At 72.6% G+C, this 15016-nt stretch carries 13 protein-coding genes and 1 pseudogene; 3 read left to right on the top strand and 11 right to left on the bottom strand.

Going from position 1 to position 15016, the window contains the following annotated elements; genetic code table 11:
• Window positions 1–26: 26 nt before the first annotated feature.
• From ABZ840_RS21145 to ABZ840_RS21135, 3 genes are all read right to left on the bottom strand, one after another.
• The gene (locus ABZ840_RS21145) at window positions 27–560 is read right to left on the bottom strand and encodes an EF-hand domain-containing protein (protein ID WP_361561600.1); all 534 of its coding nucleotides are present in this window, start codon (window positions 558–560) and stop codon (window positions 27–29) included.
• A gap of 157 nt (window positions 561–717) precedes the next feature.
• Entirely contained in the window at window positions 718–1977 is a 1260-nt protein-coding gene (locus ABZ840_RS21140) for a nucleotide sugar dehydrogenase (RefSeq protein WP_361561599.1), read from the bottom strand.
• 36 nt (window positions 1978–2013) lie between these two features.
• A complete protein-coding gene (locus tag ABZ840_RS21135) occupies window positions 2014–2319 on the bottom strand; it encodes a hypothetical protein (RefSeq protein ID WP_361561598.1) in 306 nt (101 codons plus the stop codon).
• A 166-nt stretch (window positions 2320–2485) separates the two neighbouring features.
• Between ABZ840_RS21135 and aac(3) the strand changes: the two genes are divergently transcribed.
• On the top strand, window positions 2486–3343 hold the full coding sequence (gene aac(3), locus ABZ840_RS21130; protein ID WP_361561597.1) for an aminoglycoside 3-N-acetyltransferase: 858 nt from the start codon (window positions 2486–2488) through the stop codon (window positions 3341–3343).
• Window positions 3344–3362: 19 nt separating this feature from the next.
• Here the strand turns inward: aac(3) and ctaD are convergent, their stop codons facing one another.
• The 5 genes from ctaD to ABZ840_RS21105 all read right to left on the bottom strand — a co-directional run bounded on the left by ctaD (window position 3363) and on the right by ABZ840_RS21105 (window position 9944).
• On the bottom strand, window positions 3363–5093 hold the full coding sequence (ctaD, locus tag ABZ840_RS21125; protein ID WP_361561596.1) for a cytochrome c oxidase subunit I: 1731 nt from the start codon (window positions 5091–5093) through the stop codon (window positions 3363–3365).
• 115 nt (window positions 5094–5208) lie between these two features.
• Complete coding sequence (locus ABZ840_RS21120; RefSeq protein WP_361561595.1) at window positions 5209–5919, bottom strand: ANTAR domain-containing protein; 711 nt, start codon at window positions 5917–5919, stop codon at window positions 5209–5211.
• Between the two features lie 387 nt (window positions 5920–6306).
• Window positions 6307–7545, bottom strand: coding sequence for a cytochrome P450 (locus ABZ840_RS21115; RefSeq protein ID WP_361561594.1), 1239 nt, complete (start codon window positions 7543–7545; stop codon window positions 6307–6309).
• 122 nt (window positions 7546–7667) lie between these two features.
• Window positions 7668–9281 carry a histidine kinase gene (locus tag ABZ840_RS21110; RefSeq protein WP_361561593.1) on the bottom strand — a complete coding sequence of 538 codons (1614 nt, stop codon included), beginning with the start codon at window positions 9279–9281 and terminating at the stop codon, window positions 7668–7670.
• Between the two features lie 6 nt (window positions 9282–9287).
• On the bottom strand, window positions 9288–9944 hold the full coding sequence (locus tag ABZ840_RS21105; RefSeq protein ID WP_361561592.1) for a response regulator transcription factor: 657 nt from the start codon (window positions 9942–9944) through the stop codon (window positions 9288–9290).
• Window positions 9945–10140: 196 nt separating this feature from the next.
• Between ABZ840_RS21105 and ddaH the strand changes: the two are divergent.
• Window positions 10141–10919, top strand: a pseudogene (gene ddaH / locus ABZ840_RS21100) (dimethylargininase).
• A gap of 61 nt (window positions 10920–10980) precedes the next feature.
• Window positions 10981–12159 carry an aminotransferase class I/II-fold pyridoxal phosphate-dependent enzyme gene (locus tag ABZ840_RS21095; RefSeq protein ID WP_361561591.1) on the top strand — a complete coding sequence of 393 codons (1179 nt, stop codon included), beginning with the start codon at window positions 10981–10983 and terminating at the stop codon, window positions 12157–12159.
• Window positions 12160–12181: 22 nt separating this feature from the next.
• Here the strand turns inward: ABZ840_RS21095 and ABZ840_RS21090 are convergent, their stop codons facing one another.
• The 3 genes from ABZ840_RS21090 to ABZ840_RS21080 are packed head-to-tail and all read right to left on the bottom strand — an operon-like array spanning window position 12182 to window position 14929.
• Complete coding sequence (locus ABZ840_RS21090) at window positions 12182–13093, bottom strand: DMT family transporter (protein WP_361561590.1); 912 nt, start codon at window positions 13091–13093, stop codon at window positions 12182–12184.
• Window positions 13094–13120: 27 nt separating this feature from the next.
• Window positions 13121–14044 carry a DMT family transporter gene (locus ABZ840_RS21085; protein WP_361561589.1) on the bottom strand — a complete coding sequence of 308 codons (924 nt, stop codon included), beginning with the start codon at window positions 14042–14044 and terminating at the stop codon, window positions 13121–13123.
• A 48-nt stretch (window positions 14045–14092) separates the two neighbouring features.
• Entirely contained in the window at window positions 14093–14929 is an 837-nt protein-coding gene (locus tag ABZ840_RS21080) for an SDR family NAD(P)-dependent oxidoreductase (protein ID WP_361561588.1), read from the bottom strand.
• Between the last annotated feature and the right edge of the window lie 87 nt (window positions 14930–15016).

The raw sequence follows: 15016 nt of genomic DNA, 5'->3' as shown, positions 1-15016 counted from the left end.
CACCCGTTCCGGGGTGGTGTGGTGCGTCAGCCGAGCAGCTCCACGTCGAGCCGGCCGAAGTGGTACTCGCGTACCGCTGCGAGCAGTTCGTCGACGGACAGCTCGCCGTTGTCGTCGGAGTCCACCTTGCGGAAGGCCTCCTGGGCGGCGGAGCGGTCCACGCCGACGCCTACCAGCCAGGCCTCGAACTCACCGGCGTTGATCTGCCCGTCGGCGTTCTTGTCGCAGAGACCGACGATCCCCTTGACCACCGGGCCGAGCGCGCGGTTGAAGTCGGCCTCGCCGCCCTCGAAGATCAGGTTCTGCGTGACGCTCATGAACTGGTCCTTGGTGAGCGGACCGTTCGCGGGCGCCCCGGCCGCCTGCGTGAGGTGGTCGAAGAGGTTGCGGAAGCCTTCCCGCAGCGTCTTCGCCTCCTTGGAGCGGGCGTCGGCCCCGAAGTTCTGGGCGACCTTGGCCGCCTCCTGCTCGAAGTCACCCCATTCGAGGATTCCATTGCCGTCCGAGTCCCACTTGTCGAAGCGCTTCTCGAGGCGCTGATTCGCCACGGGAGTAGCCATTGCGGTGTCCTTTCCTCGGTCGTACTGGGCATGCGCGATGCCGGAGCGGTTTTCCGGCACCGCCTCGCGCGGCCTTCCTTCCCCGAAAGCCGGCAAGTCTGATGAAGCTCCGTGGAATGCTGGAACGCTCCGCCGGCCGGCGGAATTCAGAATTCCGTCAGAGCAGGGTGACCCGGGGCCCGGAGGCCTTTCCACGGGTGTCGAGCAGGGCGCATTCCGCGCCGGCCAGTGACGCCATGTCGTAACAGGCGTGGTCCTGCAGGAGAATGGCCAGATCCGCGCCCGCCAGGGCGTCGCGCAGGGATTCCACGCGACGCAGCGGCACGCCGTCGGCGGCGAATTCCGGTACGTACGGATCGTGGTAGCGGACCATCGCTCCCTGCGCGCGCAGTCCGCGTGCCACCGGTGCCGCCGGCGACTCCCTGGCGTCGGCCACATCGGGCTTGTACGCCACCCCGAGGAGCACCACGGACGCCGCTTCCGGCGGCTTGCCCAGCCCGTCGAGGAGTCCGACCGCCCGGCCGACGACGTGCGCCGGCATCCGCGACACCACCTCGTGGGCCGCGGCCAGCATGCGGAAGGAGAAGCCCTCGGCGTCGGCCTTGGCGGCGAGATAGCGCGGGTCGACCGGTATGCAGTGGCCGCCCACCCCGGCGCCGGGCCGGAAGGGCGCGAACCCGAAGGGCTTCGTCCCGGCGCAGTGCAGGACGTCCCAGACGTCGATGCCCGTCCGGTCGCAGTACAGCGCCACCTCGTCGACCAGTGCGATGTTGATGTACCGGTAGGTGTTCTCCAGCAGCTTGGACATCTCGGCCTCCCGCGTGCCCCGTGAGACCACCAGCGTCCGCACGAAGCGGCCGTAGAAGGCGACCGCGTGCTTGGCGCACAGGGGAGTGCAGCCGCTGACCACCTTCGGGGTGTTGTGGAGGCCGTACTGCCGGTTGCCCGGGTCGATGCGCTCGGGCGAGTAGGCGAGATGGAAGTCGGCGCCGGCCCGTAGCCCGCTGCCTTCCTCCAGGAGCGGCCGGACGACTTCCTCCGTGGTGCCCGGGTAGCTCGTGGACTCCAGCACCACGAGCATGCCGGGCCGCAGGCAGCGGGCCACGGTCCGGGTCGCCGCGCGTACCGCGGAGAGATCCGGGGCGCCGCCCGCGCCCAGACCGGTGGGCACGCAGATCACCACGGTCTCCGCCAGCCCCGGCGCCCTCGGATCGGAGGTGGCGCGGAAGCCCGCCGCGCGCATGTCGGCGACGGCCGCGTTCGCGACCCCGCCGACGTGCGAACGCCCCCCGTTGAGACCCGTCACCACGGCGTCCGCGACGTCGTACCCCACGGTGGTCAGCCCCGCGGCGCACGCGGCCCGCGCCAGCGGCAGCCCCACGTGTCCCAGCCCGATCACGGTGAGATCGGCAGTCATGACATGTCCCCCTGTCTGTGACGGCTCGTTACCGGATCAGGCGGAGAAGCTCCCCGTGCCCGCGGCGAGATGCGAGCCGTGTCCCGGCTGCACGGTGAAGCTCGGGGTCATGCAGAACGGGTCCGCGTACACCTGGACGGGGCCGTCGGTGCGATTCGCCAGCACGTGGGAGCCGAGCGGCAGTTTGGTGCAGCCGCTCGGATTCTCGTACGTCGTGAGAGGCTGGAGTTCGGTCTCGAACACAATGACCTCGCCCTCGGCGGCGGCCGCCGGAACGGTCGTCGCGGCCGTGGTGAGAACCGCGGCTGCGAGGAGGAGGAGAGCGGAGCCGATTCGGCGCATATGCCTTTCCTTTCGTGGAGAACAATCACCGCCTGAATGCTGCCCCTGGGCCGCCTCGCGTAATATTCACCCGTCAAGGTGCACCCGAATCAGCGACAATGCGGGGATCCGGTCGCATGAGGCGATCGTATGATCGGCACCGCCGGGAATGGATATATTCGCGACCATGGACGAAATGGCCCTGATGGCACACTCCGACGGCCCGGTCACCCGCGCCCGTCTCCGCCGCGACCTCACGGCGCTCGGCCTCGCCGAGGGCGACACCGTCATGTTCCACACCCGCCTGTCGGCCCTCGGCTACGTGGCGGGCGGGCCCGAGACCGTCATCGGCGCGCTCGGCGAAGTCGTCGGCAGGGGCGGCACATTGATGGTCACCTGCGGCTGGAACGACGCCCCGCCCTACGACTTCACCAGCTGGCCCCAGGCGTGGCAGGACGCGCTGCGCGCCGAGCACCCCGCCTACGACCCGCTCATCAGCGAGGCGGACCATGCCAACGGCCGGCTCCCGGAGGCCCTGCGCCGGCTGCCCGGAGCCGTCCGCAGCCGGCACCCCGACGCGAGCTTCGCCGCGCTGGGCGCCGCGGCGGAGGAGTTGATGGCCGACCACCCGTGGGACGGCCCGCACGGCCCCGGCAGCCCGCTCGCGCGGCTGGTCGCCACCGGCGGCCGGGTCCTCCTCCTGGGCGCGCCGCTGGACTCCCTCACACTGCTGCACCACGCCGAGGCGCTCGCCGACGCGCCGGGCAAGCGGTTCGTGACGTACGAACAGCCGGTCGTGGTGGGCGGCGAGCGGGTGTGGCGGCGCTTCCACGACATCGACTCGGAGGACGGCGCCTTCGACTACTCGGCCGTCGTCCCCGAGGGAACCTGGCCGTTCGAGGTGATCGTCCGCGACCTGCTCGCCGCCGGCTTCGGCAGCAGCGGGCGGGTCGGCGCGGCGGAGAGCCACCTCTTCGAGGCCCGGGACGTGGTGGAGTTCGGCGTCGCCTGGATCGAGGAGAAGCTGCGCGGGTCAGCGTCCTGAGGGTCGCGGGACGTGACCGTTACGTTTTCCGCCCGCCGCGGAGTGCGGAGCCGGGGGCCTCGTCGACCATGTCCCGGCGTCCGGTGGACTCCGCCTGGTCCGCTCGGAGGATCTCGGGGTGGTGCAGGTCGAAGGCGGGGGATTCGGAGCGGACCCGGGGCAGCGCGTGGAAGTTGTGCCGGGGCGGCGGGCAGGACGTCGCCCACTCCAGCGAACGCCCGTACCCCCAGGGGTCGTCGACCGCGACCCGCGGCGCGTACCGGGAGGTCTGCCAGACGTTGTAGAGGAACGGCAGCGTCGAGATGCCGAGCAGCAGGGCTCCGATGGAGGAGAGCGTGTTCAGCACGGTGAAGCCGTCGGCCGCGAGGTAGTCGGCGTAGCGCCGCGGCATGCCCCCGGCGCCGAGCCAGTGCTGGACGAGGAAGGTGGTGTGGAAGCCCACGAAGAGCGTCCAGAAGTGGATCTTCCCGAGCCGCTCGTCCAGCAGGGTGCCGGTGAACTTCGGCCACCAGAAGTGGAATCCGCCGAACATGGCGAAGACGACCGTGCCGAACACCACGTAGTGGAAGTGGGCGACCACGAAGTAGCTGTCGCTCACGTGGAAGTCCATCGGGGGCGAGGCGAGGATGACGCCGGTCAGCCCGCCGAACAGGAAGGTGATGAGGAAACCCAGCGACCAGAGCATGGGTGTCTCGAACGACAGGGAGCCGCGCCACATCGTGCCGATCCAGTTGAAGAACTTCACCCCGGTCGGCACCGCGATCAGGAACGACATCAACGAGAAGAACGGCAGCAGGACGGCGCCGGTGACGAACATGTGGTGTGCCCACACCATGATCGACAGGCCGGTGATCGAGATGGTCGCCGCGACCAGCCCGATGTAACCGAAGACGGGCTTACGGGCGAAGACCGGGATGATCTCGCTGATCACGCCGAAGAACGGCAGCGCGATGATGTAGACCTCGGGATGCCCGAAGAACCAGAACAGGTGCTGGTACAGCAGGGCGCCGCCGTTGGCCGGGTCGTAGACGTGCGCCCCGAACTTCCGGTCGGCGGCGAGGGCCAGCAGCGTGGCGGCGAGCACGGGGAAGGCCATCAGCACCAGCACGCTGGTCAGCAGGACGTTCCAGGTGAAGATCGGCATCCGGAACATCGTCATGCCCGGCATGCGCATGCAGATGATGGTGGTGATGAAGTTGACGGAGCCGAGGATGGTGCCGAATCCGGAGAGCGTCAGCCCCAGCACCCACATGTCCCCGCCGATCCCGGGTGTCCGGGTGGCGTCGGAGAGGGGCGTGTACGCGAACCACCCGAAGTCGGCCGCCCCGTCCGGCGTCAGGAACGATCCCACCGCGATCAGGGAACCGAAGAGGAAGAACCAGTAGGACAGCATGTTCAGGCGCGGGAACGCGACGTCCGGCGAGCCGATCTGCAGCGGCATGATGGCATTGGCGAAGCCGGAGAACAGCGGGGTGGCGAACATCAGCATCATGATCGTGCCGTGCATGGTGAATGCCTGGTTGAACTGCTCGTTGGACAGGAGCTGCAGGCCGGGCCGGGCCAGTTCGGCCCGCATCGACAGCGCCAGCAACCCGCCGAGCAGGAAGAAGGCGAAGGCCGTCACCATGTAAAGGGAGCCGATCTTCTTGTGGTCCGTGGTGGTCAGCCACATCACCACCGCCGCGCCCCGCGTACGGCGCGGCCTCTCCCGGACCGTCAGCCGATCCGGATCTTCCGTCTGCGTCCCCATGGCGCCCGCTCTCTTCCCGCGTCCCGTCCGGTACCGGCCGGTATACGGCACCGGGCGGGAGCGGCCGGGCCATTGCGCCGTACGTGGGAGGGGACGGTGGGTCCGGTACCCGGCGTCAAGGTTCCGGGATGAGGGCCTGCTCCAGGACGTCCCGGGCCACCTCCCGCAGCAGCCGGCTGTGGCTGCGGGCGTGACCGCGCATCGCGTCGAAGGCCTCCTGGACGCTCACCCCCATGCGGTGGGACAGGAAGCCCTTGGCCTGCTCGATGGTGACGCGGCTCTGCAGGGCCGTGCGCAACTGGTCGTTGACCTTGCGGTAGGCGCTCAGGGACTCCTGGTGGCACAGGGCGGCGGCCGCGACATGGGCCAGCGCCTGGCTCAGCCGTACGTCCCGCTCGGGCACGGGATCGGTGGTACGGAGCAGCAGCAGCGCTCCGTCGGGCCGCTCCCGCCAGGCCAGCGGTACCGCACCGGCGAAGCGGTAACCGGCCGCGAGGGCCGTCTTGGCGAAGCGGGGCCAGCGGTCGGCGGTGCGCATGAGGTCCACCGGGCCGATCGGGGCGGCCGTGCGGTAACTCTCCCGGGCGGGCCCCTCCAGCGGAGAGGTGGCCAGCAGCCCGGTGAAGGCCGGATCGGTCTCGCTCGCCGCGGCCGGCCGGAGTCCTTCACCCGGCGGCGCGCAGAGCACGCCCGCGGCCGACACGTCCAGCAACTGCACGCACCGGAGGGCGAACCGCTCCAGATATCCGCTGGTGTCGACGAGATCCCCGCAGCAGGCGCCGGCGAGGTCCACGAAGACGTCGGCCAGGAGCTGTTCACGACCCATGTTCATCCTTAGAGCACCGAGAAGGGAGCGGAAAACGATCGTCCGGCCGGCAAGAGGGCGGTCCGCACCGTCGGCCGCTGCGCCCTCCTCCGGCGGTGCCGCGCACCGCGCAGTCACCGCGCGGTGCCGGCACCCTCTCAGGATCTCGTACAGGTCCGGGTCCATGACTATGACTCGGACATGTACACCTGGCCGCCTACCCCTGGAGTCCGGATTCACCCCTCTCACGACCGATCGGTTGCGGCAGCCCGGCTCTCTTCGGGACCAGCGACCTTGCCGCTGGAGCATGCCCCGGGGACAGCCGGGTCTGTCGTACCCGGCCAATCGGCGGGCCCGCGACATTGGCTCGTACGGGACCCGGTGTTCCGTCCCGGTGTTCCCGTACGTTCAGGACCTCGCGTCCCGCCCCAGCAGAGCCGGCACCTCCTTGTGGCCATTGGCGAGGAACGAGCCCTGGGGCCGCAGCTCGTGCGGCGGGACGGCGAGCGCCAGGTCGGGGAAGCGCGTGAAGAGCCCGCGGAGCGCGATCTCGGCCTCCATACGGGCCAGCGGCGCGCCCAGGCAGAAGTGCACCCCGTGGCCGAACGCCAGGTGCTCGCTGCTGGGCCGGGACAGGTCGAACTCCTCGGCGGTGGGCCCGTGCAGCGCGGGATGGCGGCCGGCCGCCGAGTACGAGGCGAGGATCGCGTCGCCCGCCTTGATGGTCTCGCCCGTCGGGAGGGCGATGTCCTCGGTGGCGAAGCGCATGGGCAGATGGGGGACCGGAGCCTCCCAGCGGAGGGCCTCCTCGACCACGGTGCTCCACTCGGCCCGGCCGTCGCGCACGGCGGCGAGCTGGTCGGGGTGGCTGAGCAGGGCGGTGACGGCCTGGTCCAGGAGGTTGACGGTGGTCTCGTAACCCGCGCTGATCACGAGCAGCAGGGTGTCGAGCAACTCCTGTTCGCTGAGGCGTGAACCGTCGCCCTCGACGTCGCGGGAGGCGATCAGCGTCGAGGTCAGGTCAGCGGCCGGTGCCGCCCGCTTCGCGGCGACGAGCCCGGCGAGGAGCCCGTACAGCTTCTCTGTGTTGGCCGTGGCCTCCTCGGGCGTGAGGGTGGTGGCGAAGACCGCGTCGACGGCCCCGCGGAAGTCGCCGATCGCGTCCTCGGGCAGGCCCATGAGATGGCCGATGACCTGGATCGGCAGCGGGTACGCGAAGCGTGCGCGGAGGTCCGCCGGCTCGCCGGGCGGCGTGGCCGCGAGGTCGTCGAGCAGCCCGTGCGTCACCTCCTCGATCCGCGCCGACAGCGCCTGCACACGCCGCGCGGTGAAGGCCGGGCTGACCAGACGGCGCAGCCGGCGGTGGTCGGCGCCGTACGCGGTGAACATGTTCCGCACGGCCACCCAGAGAGCCAGCGGCCACTTGCCGACGATCTGATCGGGGAAGAGCGGCCAGTGCTGGTGGGGGTCCTTGGAGATCCGGGAATCGGTCAGCAGCTGCTTGAGCAGGGCGGGATCAGTGACGGCCCAGGCCGGTACGCCGAGAACGTCGACGCGCGCGGCCGGGCCGCGGGCGCGCAACGCCGCGTCCTCGCCGTGCCGGTCGCTCCCGGTGGGATCCAGAACGATGATCTGCTGGTCGTCCATGCGGTTCTCCTCGGTGTGTGCGCTGTGAGTGGAGGGGGAGCTGCACGTGGACAGGCGGTGCTGCACGTGAGCTCGTGGAGCGGCGGGTCCGTACGGGCCCGGGGGTACGGGCGCTGCCGTGATCAGTCCTCCGTATCGCCGCCCACCACCGACTTCCCGGTCAGCCGGCCGTGCGCGAAGCAGAGCCGGTAGGCGTCGGCGGCGAGGACGCCGGTGCTGTAGTACACGCACCGCTGCCCGCGGGGCAGGGGCGGTGCGCCGTCCGGTGGCCCGTCCCGCGTGAAGACCGGCAGCCGGGCCTCGGCCGCGGGCTGCCGTTCGCCCACCCGCAGCCGGTCGTACGCGGCGCGGTCCAGCACCGAGAACGACGAGCTGAGCAGGGCGACCGGGATCATGAGCAGGAGGATGCCGGTCAGTACGGCCAGGGGAGCCACGACGGTCTGCGTGAGCCGTCGTCGCACCCGCGACCGGGCCCGTTCCAGCTCCCGTGCCGACGTGCCGGTCAGGGCGGGAGAGCCGGGGGCGCGCGGAGTCGGTCCCGGGGCGGTCGGCAGGTCGGCCACGACCTCGAAGCCGCCCCCGGGCGCCGGCCCCGCCCTGAGCGTGCCGCCCGCCAGCCGGACCCGCTCGTCCAGGCCCACCAGCCCGGCGCCGCCCGAGGCCACCCCGGGCGGTGGCGCGCCGCCGCGCGGCGGGTCGTTGACCACCGCGACGGACACGGTGCCGGCCGCGTGGCCGATGCGTACGCGTACGGTGGCGCCCGGCGCGTGCTTGGCCGCGTTCGTCAGCGACTCCTGGACCACGCGGTGCACGGCGCGGCCGGCCATCGGGGGCAGCCCGGCAGTGTTTCCGGCGGGCTCCGGATCGGCCTCGTTCCCGGCGTACTCCAGACGGACGTCGACACCGGCGGCGCGGGCCCGTTCGGCCAGTTCCTCGACCGTCTCCTCGGACGGGGCGACCGGCGCCCCTTCGTCGTCGGCCCGCAGCACGCCGATGATCTCCCGCAGTTTCCCGGTGGCGGCGGCCGCGGCCTCCCGCAGCTCGCCGACGGCCGCCTGCTGCCGGGCGTCGAGGGTGGGGTCGACCTCCAGCGCGCCCGCCCGTACCGCCAGCAGCGTCAGCTCGTGGCCGAGCGAGTCGTGCATGTCCCCGGCGATGCGGGCCCGTTCGCGGATCCTGGCGCGGTCGGCGACGGCCTGCTGCTCGCGCTCCATCCGGTCGGCCAGCCGCCAGCCGCTGCCGGCCAGTTCGGCGTACTGCCGCCCGAGCCGGCCCAGCAGCCAGGGCAGCATCACGGCGAGCAGCAGGGTGAGGAGCAGGGTGGGCCAGCCCCACGGGTCGCGGCCGACGATCGTGCACAGCGGCAGCCCGGCCACCGCGACCGCCGCGAAGAACCACAGTGCGGGCCGGATCTCCGTCGTACGCCGTCCGGCCAGGAAGGCGAGGACGGCGAGCGCCGGCCAGTACAGCGGGCTGACCAGCTCCACGCTGTGCGCCAGGGCCGGCAGCACGGGTAATCCGAGGGCGGCCAACGGCCTGCGGCGGCAGAGCGGTACGGCCACGGCGAGCAGCGGGACGGCGGCGGCCGCCACGTACCGGGGCAGGCCGGCGGGCAGGGTGCCGACGGCCACGGCCGGCGGGGCCGCCAGCGCCGCCCACAGCGCGAGATCGATGACCCGGGCGAGCCGACTGCTGCTGCCGGGCAGGCGGTTCAGCCTTCCTGCGTGGCCGGGCACCGCGGCTCAGTGCTCGCCCACGAGGCCGGCCTCGTGGGCGAGGATCGCGGCCTGCACACGGTTCCTGACATCGAGCCGGTCGAGGATCCGGCTCACGTACGCCTTGACCGTCCCCTCCACCACATGCAGCCGGCGGGCGATCTCGGCGTTGGACAGCCCGGCCCCCACCAGGGCCAGCACGTCCTGCTCGCGGCCGGTCAGCACCTCGATGCGGGACCGGGCGCCGGCCTGCCTGCCGAACTGCCCGGCACCGAGCCGGCTGATCACCCGGCGGGCGACGGCGGGGGAGAGGCACGCGCCGCCCTCCGCGACCGCATGGACACCGGCGATCAGCTCACGCGGGTCGCCGGACTTCAGCAGGAACCCGGAGGCCCCGGAGTCCAGCGCGCTCGCGATGTACTCGTCCTCGGAGAACGTGGTGAGCATGACCACCGCGGTACCGGGCACCACCCGGCGCAGCTCCGCGGCGGTCCCGAGCCCGTCCAGCCGCGGCATCCGGATGTCGAGCAGGCACACGTCCGGACGGTGCCGTACGGCGAGCGCCACGGCCTCGTGCCCGTCGGACGCCTCCGCGACCACCTCGATGTCCGGTGCCGCGCCGAGAATCGCCCGGATGCCGGCCCGGATCATCGCCTCGTCGTCCGCCAGCAGCACTCGCGTCATGATCTCCCCCTTGACCGGGGCCCAGGTTACCGCCGGGTCGGCCCACGGCACCCCGCCGACATCCCCCTTCCTCCACCCTTCACCCCCTGCACATCCCGCACCCGGAGACTCCGAACCCCCACCGGAGGAGGAACACCACGCCATGCACCGCACCGGATCGGCCCCGCTCCGTACCGCCGTCCCGCGCCGGCTCCTGATGTGCGCGCCGCGCCACTTCGACGTCAGGTACTCGATCAACCCCTGGGTGGTGCCGGAGAAGCCGGTCGACGCCGGGCTCGCCCTCGCGCAGTGGGAGCGGCTGCGCGCGCTCTACCGCGAGCTGGGGCACACCGTGGAGACGATCGAACCGGCCGGCGGGCTGCCGGACATGGTCTTCGCCGCGAACGGCGCCACCGTCGTGGACGGCAAGGCGCTGGGCGCCCGCTTCCGGCACGAGGAGCGCACCGCCGAGGGCCCGCTGTACTCTCCTGGCTGCGCGCCAACGGCTTCACCGAGACGTACTGGCCCGAGCACATCAACGAGGGGAAGGGCGACCACCTGCTCGCCGGGCGCCGCCTCCTGGCCGGTACCGGCTTCCGCACCGACCCCCGCGCGCACGCCGAGGCACAGGAGTTCTTCGGCGTGCCGGTCACCGGCCTGACGCTGGTCGACCCCCGCTTCTACCACCTGGACACCGCGCCGGCCGTGCTCTCCGACGACGAGGTCATGTACTACCCCGAGGCGTTCACCCCGGGCGGCCGGGCCGTGCTGCGCGAGCTGTTCCCCGGCGCGCTGACCGCGACGGCCGAGGACGCGGCGGTGTTCGGCCTCAACGCGTTCTCCGACGGACGCCACGTACTGCTCCCGGAGGCCGCGACGGGGCTGATCACGGGCCTGCGGGAGCGCGGCTTCGAGCCCATCGGCGTGGACCTCACCGAACTCCTCAAGGCCGGCGGCAGCGTCAAGTGCTGCACGCTGGAGCTGCGCGAGGGCTGAGGGGTACTCACCTCCGCCCGGGCCATGGGGAATTCGTGACGGGAGGCCTATCGTGAGGCGCATGGACAGCATGCCGCGCGACGCCTCCGCCGAAGCGAACCCGCTGCGCCGTCTCACCCTGGCCGAGCTGCGCCGGCGGACGAGCATGAAGTGGCGTACGTACCCCGACGACGTGCTGCCGCTGTGGGTGGCGGAGATGGACGTGCCGCTGGCCGAACCGGTCGTCCGGGCGGTCACCGAAGCGCTCGCGCTCGGCGACACCGGCTATCCGGCGGGGACGGCGTACGCAGAGGCGTTCGCGGAGTTCGCGCGGGAGCGGTGGGGGTGGGACGGGCTCGCCGTGGAGCGCACGGCGATCGTGCCGGACGTGATGCTGGGCGTCGTGGAGATGCTGAAGCTGACCACCGGGCCGGGTGACGCGGTGGTCGTCAACTGCCCCGTCTACCCGCCCTTCTACCAGTTCGCCGGCAACGCGGACCGGAAGATCGTGGAGGCGCCGCTCGGCCCCGGCCACCGGATCGACCTCACCGCCCTGGAAGCCGCCTTCCGCACCGCCGTCGCGGACGGGCGCCGGGCCGCGTACCTGCTGTGCAGCCCGCACAACCCGACCGGCACGGTGCACACGGCGGCGGAACTGGCGGCGGTCGCCGCGCTGGCCGCCCGGTACGGCGTCCGGGTCGTGGCGGACGAGATCCACGCGCCGGTGGTGGGCCCCGGCGTCTCCTTCGTGCCGTACCTGAGCGTGCCGGGCGCGGCGGACGGACTGTCCCTGCTGTCCGCCACCAAGGGCTGGAACCTCGCCGGGCTCAAGGCGGCCCTCGCCGTCACGGGCCCGGCGGCCGCCGACGACCTCGCGCGCCTGCCCGAGGAGGTCGGCCACGGCCCCAGCCACGTGGGCATCCTCGCGCACACCGCGGCGCTCCGGGACGGCCGCGGCTGGCTGGACGCACTGCTCGCCGGACTGGACGAGAACCGCCGCCTGCTCACGGACCTGCTGGCCGCCGAACTGCCGGCGGTGCGGTACACGCCGGCCGAGGCGACCTACCTGGCCTGGCTGGACTGCCGCGGCCTCGGCCTGGGCGACGACCCGGCGGCGGTCTTCCTGGAACGCGGCCGGGTCGCCCTCAGCCCCGGCACGGACTTCGGCACCGGCGGCGCGGGCCACGCCCGCCTCAACCTCGCCACCTCCCCCGAGGTACTGACCGAGGCGGTACGGAGAATGGCGGCGGCGGTGCGCTAGCCGCACGCGCCGTGTGCCGCGCTCAGCCGTCGTCGGCCGCGGACTCCTCCGCTTCCCGGTGGGAGCCGGTCGGCTTTCCTTCCTGGTGGGAGCCGGTGGGCATGGCGGGGTGGCGGCCGAGGAGGAAGACGCCGGCCACGACTGCCGCGAGGCCGGCGAATTCGCCGGCCAGGGCGCCGGGGGTGACGCGGATGCGGTCGCCGAGGAAGCCGATTCCGCAGGCGATGCCGGCCAGTGGTTCGGCGGCGGTGAGCGCGGGCAGCGACATGCGCAGCGGCCCGGCCTCGAAGGCGCTCTGCACGAGCATCAGGCCGGTCACGGCCAGCACCACGATCACGTACGGCTCCCAGCTCACCAGCAGCCGGGCGAGGCCGTGCTCCTCCGCGATCGAACTGGACACGCGGGTCAGCGCGTCCTGGAGGCCGTACAGCACGCCGGCGGCGGCGGCCAGCAGCGGCGGTTCCTTCACCAGCTTCAGGTGACGGGCCGTCAGTACGAGGAGCAGGGCGATGCCGAGGACGCCGCCGAGGACCAGCCAGTGCCGCAGCGAGCCGGTGTCGTCGGGCCCGCTGTGCGGCGCGCCGGCGATGATGAAAGCCGTCACGCCGCCGCTGAGCAGGAGCACCCCCGCCCAGCCCGAGACGCCCAGCCGTTCGCCGCTGAGCCACCGGGCCAGCACCATGGCGAAGAGCAGGTTGGTGGCCAGCAGCGGTTCGACCCGGGACAGATCGCCGCGGCTCAGCGCGAGCACGCTGAAGATCTGGCCGGCGACCATGCAGCCGATGCCCGCGAGCCACAGCGGCACCTTCACCAGGTCCAGCAGCAGCCGGAAGCTGAGCATGTCGGACAGCGGCGCGTTGCGCGCCGCGTGCTGCTGGAGGACGAAGCCCAGTCCCAGCATGCACGCGGCGAGCACACCGAAGAGATAGAGCATGCGGCGACTCCCTGTGTCCGGGCGGGCTCAGCGGGGCGGTGGCGGGGATCCGGCGGCGGGTGCCATCCGGTCCGCCTCGATCAGCGCCTCCTCCCCCTTCAGCAGCGGGGAACGGGTCAGCACGACCACGGAGCACGCCATCAGCACCCCGCCGGCCACCGCCGGTACGACGTACCAGCCGCCCCGGACGTGTTCGGCGAAGGCGAAGCTGCCCCACAGGATGGCCACGATCGGGTCGGAGAGCGTCAGTCCGGGCTGCGCGGCGAGCAGGTTGCCGGCGTGCAGCGCCGACTGGAGGAGGAACATCGCGAGGATGCCGGCCGCGACCATGGCGTACAGCTGCCAGGTCGCGAGCACCGCGCCGATGCCCTCCTCGCCGTGGCTCATCGCGCCCTTCATGAAGGCGGCCGTCAGGCCGAACTGGCAGCCGGCCGCCACGCCGAAGGCGCCGGCCCTGCGGCTGCCGCCGCCGGGGCGGGCGGGCGCGGCGCGGCGGCCCCACTCCACGGCGACGACCACGATCAGGAGGTTGGCGGCGACGCCGACCGTCCAGGCCTGCCAGCCGGCCACCTCACCCGCGCCGGCGGCGGGGGAGAGGAAGTACAGCAGCGCGGCCAGCCCGACGGTCATCCCCACGGTGGACAGCCACTCGCGGTGGTGCAGCCGGGTGTGGAACACGAACGACGCCAGCAGCAGCGTCGCCGGCAGTTCGACGACGAGGATCGGCTGGACGACGGACAGGCTGCCGGTGGCCAGCGCAGCGGCCTGCAGGAGGAAGCCGAGGATCACGCAGAGGAAGCCGGCGAACCACACGGGGCGGCTCAGCAGGTGCAGGATCAGCCGTGGCCGCAGGCTGTCCTCGCTCGGCAGGTCGCGGCTCGCGCGCCGCTGCAGCACCGAGGCGGCCGCGTTGGCGCAGGCGGCGAGCACGGCCAGGAAGTAGCTCAGCACGACGTCCTTCCTCGGCCGTCCTCCCGGGAGGACGGAGCGGTCGGTCCCTCAGGCGAAACGCGTGGCCAGCCGCCGGAACAGGGCCGGGGCGAGCCCCTTGAAACGGGCCGGGAGCTGCAGCCAGCCGGGCACGAAGACCTCGCTGCGTTCGTGCGCCACCGCCTCCCACACGGCGTCGGCCACCCGCGACGCGTCGATCGGCCGGGGCCGGGAGCGCTGGTACGGCGCTCCCCTGCGGGCGAAGAAGGGGGTGTTCACCGCGCCGGGCACCACGAGGGACACGCGCACGCCGGTACCGGCCAGCTCGTACCGCAGGCTCTCGGCGAAGGCCGCGACCGCCGCCTTGGCCGCCGAGTAGACGGCCTCCTCGCGCACGCCCACGGCGCCCGCGATCGAGCCCACGAAGAGCAGATGACCGCGGCCCCTGCGCACTATGTGGGGGAGGACGCGACGGGTGAGGTGCAGGACGGCGGCCAGGTCCACCGCCAGTACCTCGTCGATCGCGTCGGGCGGCATCGTGGCGAACGGCCCGGCCCAGCCGATGCCCGCCCCGGCGACCAGGACGTCGACCCCGCCCGACACGTCGAGCGCGGCGCCGACGAGCTGCTCGCAGCCGGCCGGGTCGCTCAGGTCGCAGGGCAGTGGCGTGGCATCGCAGCGGGCCGCGACCCGGCCGAGCCGTTCCTCGTCCCGGCCGTTGAGCAGGAGCTGCCAGCCGCCCTCGGCGGCGAACCGGGTGGCCACGGCGGCGCCGATGCCCGACGAGGCGCCGGTGATCAGAGCCACCGGTGCCCCGGTCCGGTGCGGCCGCCGCGCGGCGCCGTGGGGTCCGGGCCGGCCCTCGGGGAGCACAGGGCTGTGCGGCAGTGGTCCCGTGGCTTCCACAGGAGACCTCCTCCGGAGACGGTACGCACCCTCAGCGGCTGTGCCCGGGCCCGGTCGGGGCGGGGCACAGGCTCCGACATCTCATCA

It is taken from the genome of Streptomyces sp. NPDC047117, assembly GCF_040643545.1.
GTDB lineage: Bacteria > Actinomycetota > Actinomycetes > Streptomycetales > Streptomycetaceae > Streptomyces.
This window is presented reverse-complemented; position numbering and strand designations above follow the sequence as displayed.

Bases quoted from the DNA above. Each gene is read 5' to 3' on its own strand.
- ABZ840_RS21145 (WP_361561600.1), bottom strand. From the start codon at position 560: ATGGCTACTCCCGTGGCGAATCAGCGCCTCGAGAAGCGCTTCGACAAG.
- ABZ840_RS21140 (WP_361561599.1), bottom strand. From the start codon at position 1,977: ATGACTGCCGATCTCACCGTGATCGGGCTGGGACACGTGGGGCTGCCG.
- ABZ840_RS21135 (WP_361561598.1), bottom strand. From the start codon at position 2,319: ATGCGCCGAATCGGCTCCGCTCTCCTCCTCCTCGCAGCCGCGGTTCTC.
- ctaD (WP_361561596.1), bottom strand. From the start codon at position 5,093: ATGGGGACGCAGACGGAAGATCCGGATCGGCTGACGGTCCGGGAGAGG.
- ABZ840_RS21120 (WP_361561595.1), bottom strand. From the start codon at position 5,919: ATGGGTCGTGAACAGCTCCTGGCCGACGTCTTCGTGGACCTCGCCGGC.
- ABZ840_RS21115 (WP_361561594.1), bottom strand. From the start codon at position 7,545: ATGGACGACCAGCAGATCATCGTTCTGGATCCCACCGGGAGCGACCGG.
- ABZ840_RS21105 (WP_361561592.1), bottom strand. From the start codon at position 9,944: ATGACGCGAGTGCTGCTGGCGGACGACGAGGCGATGATCCGGGCCGGC.
- ABZ840_RS21095 (WP_361561591.1), top strand. From the start codon at position 10,981: ATGGACAGCATGCCGCGCGACGCCTCCGCCGAAGCGAACCCGCTGCGC.
- ABZ840_RS21090 (WP_361561590.1), bottom strand. From the start codon at position 13,093: ATGCTCTATCTCTTCGGTGTGCTCGCCGCGTGCATGCTGGGACTGGGC.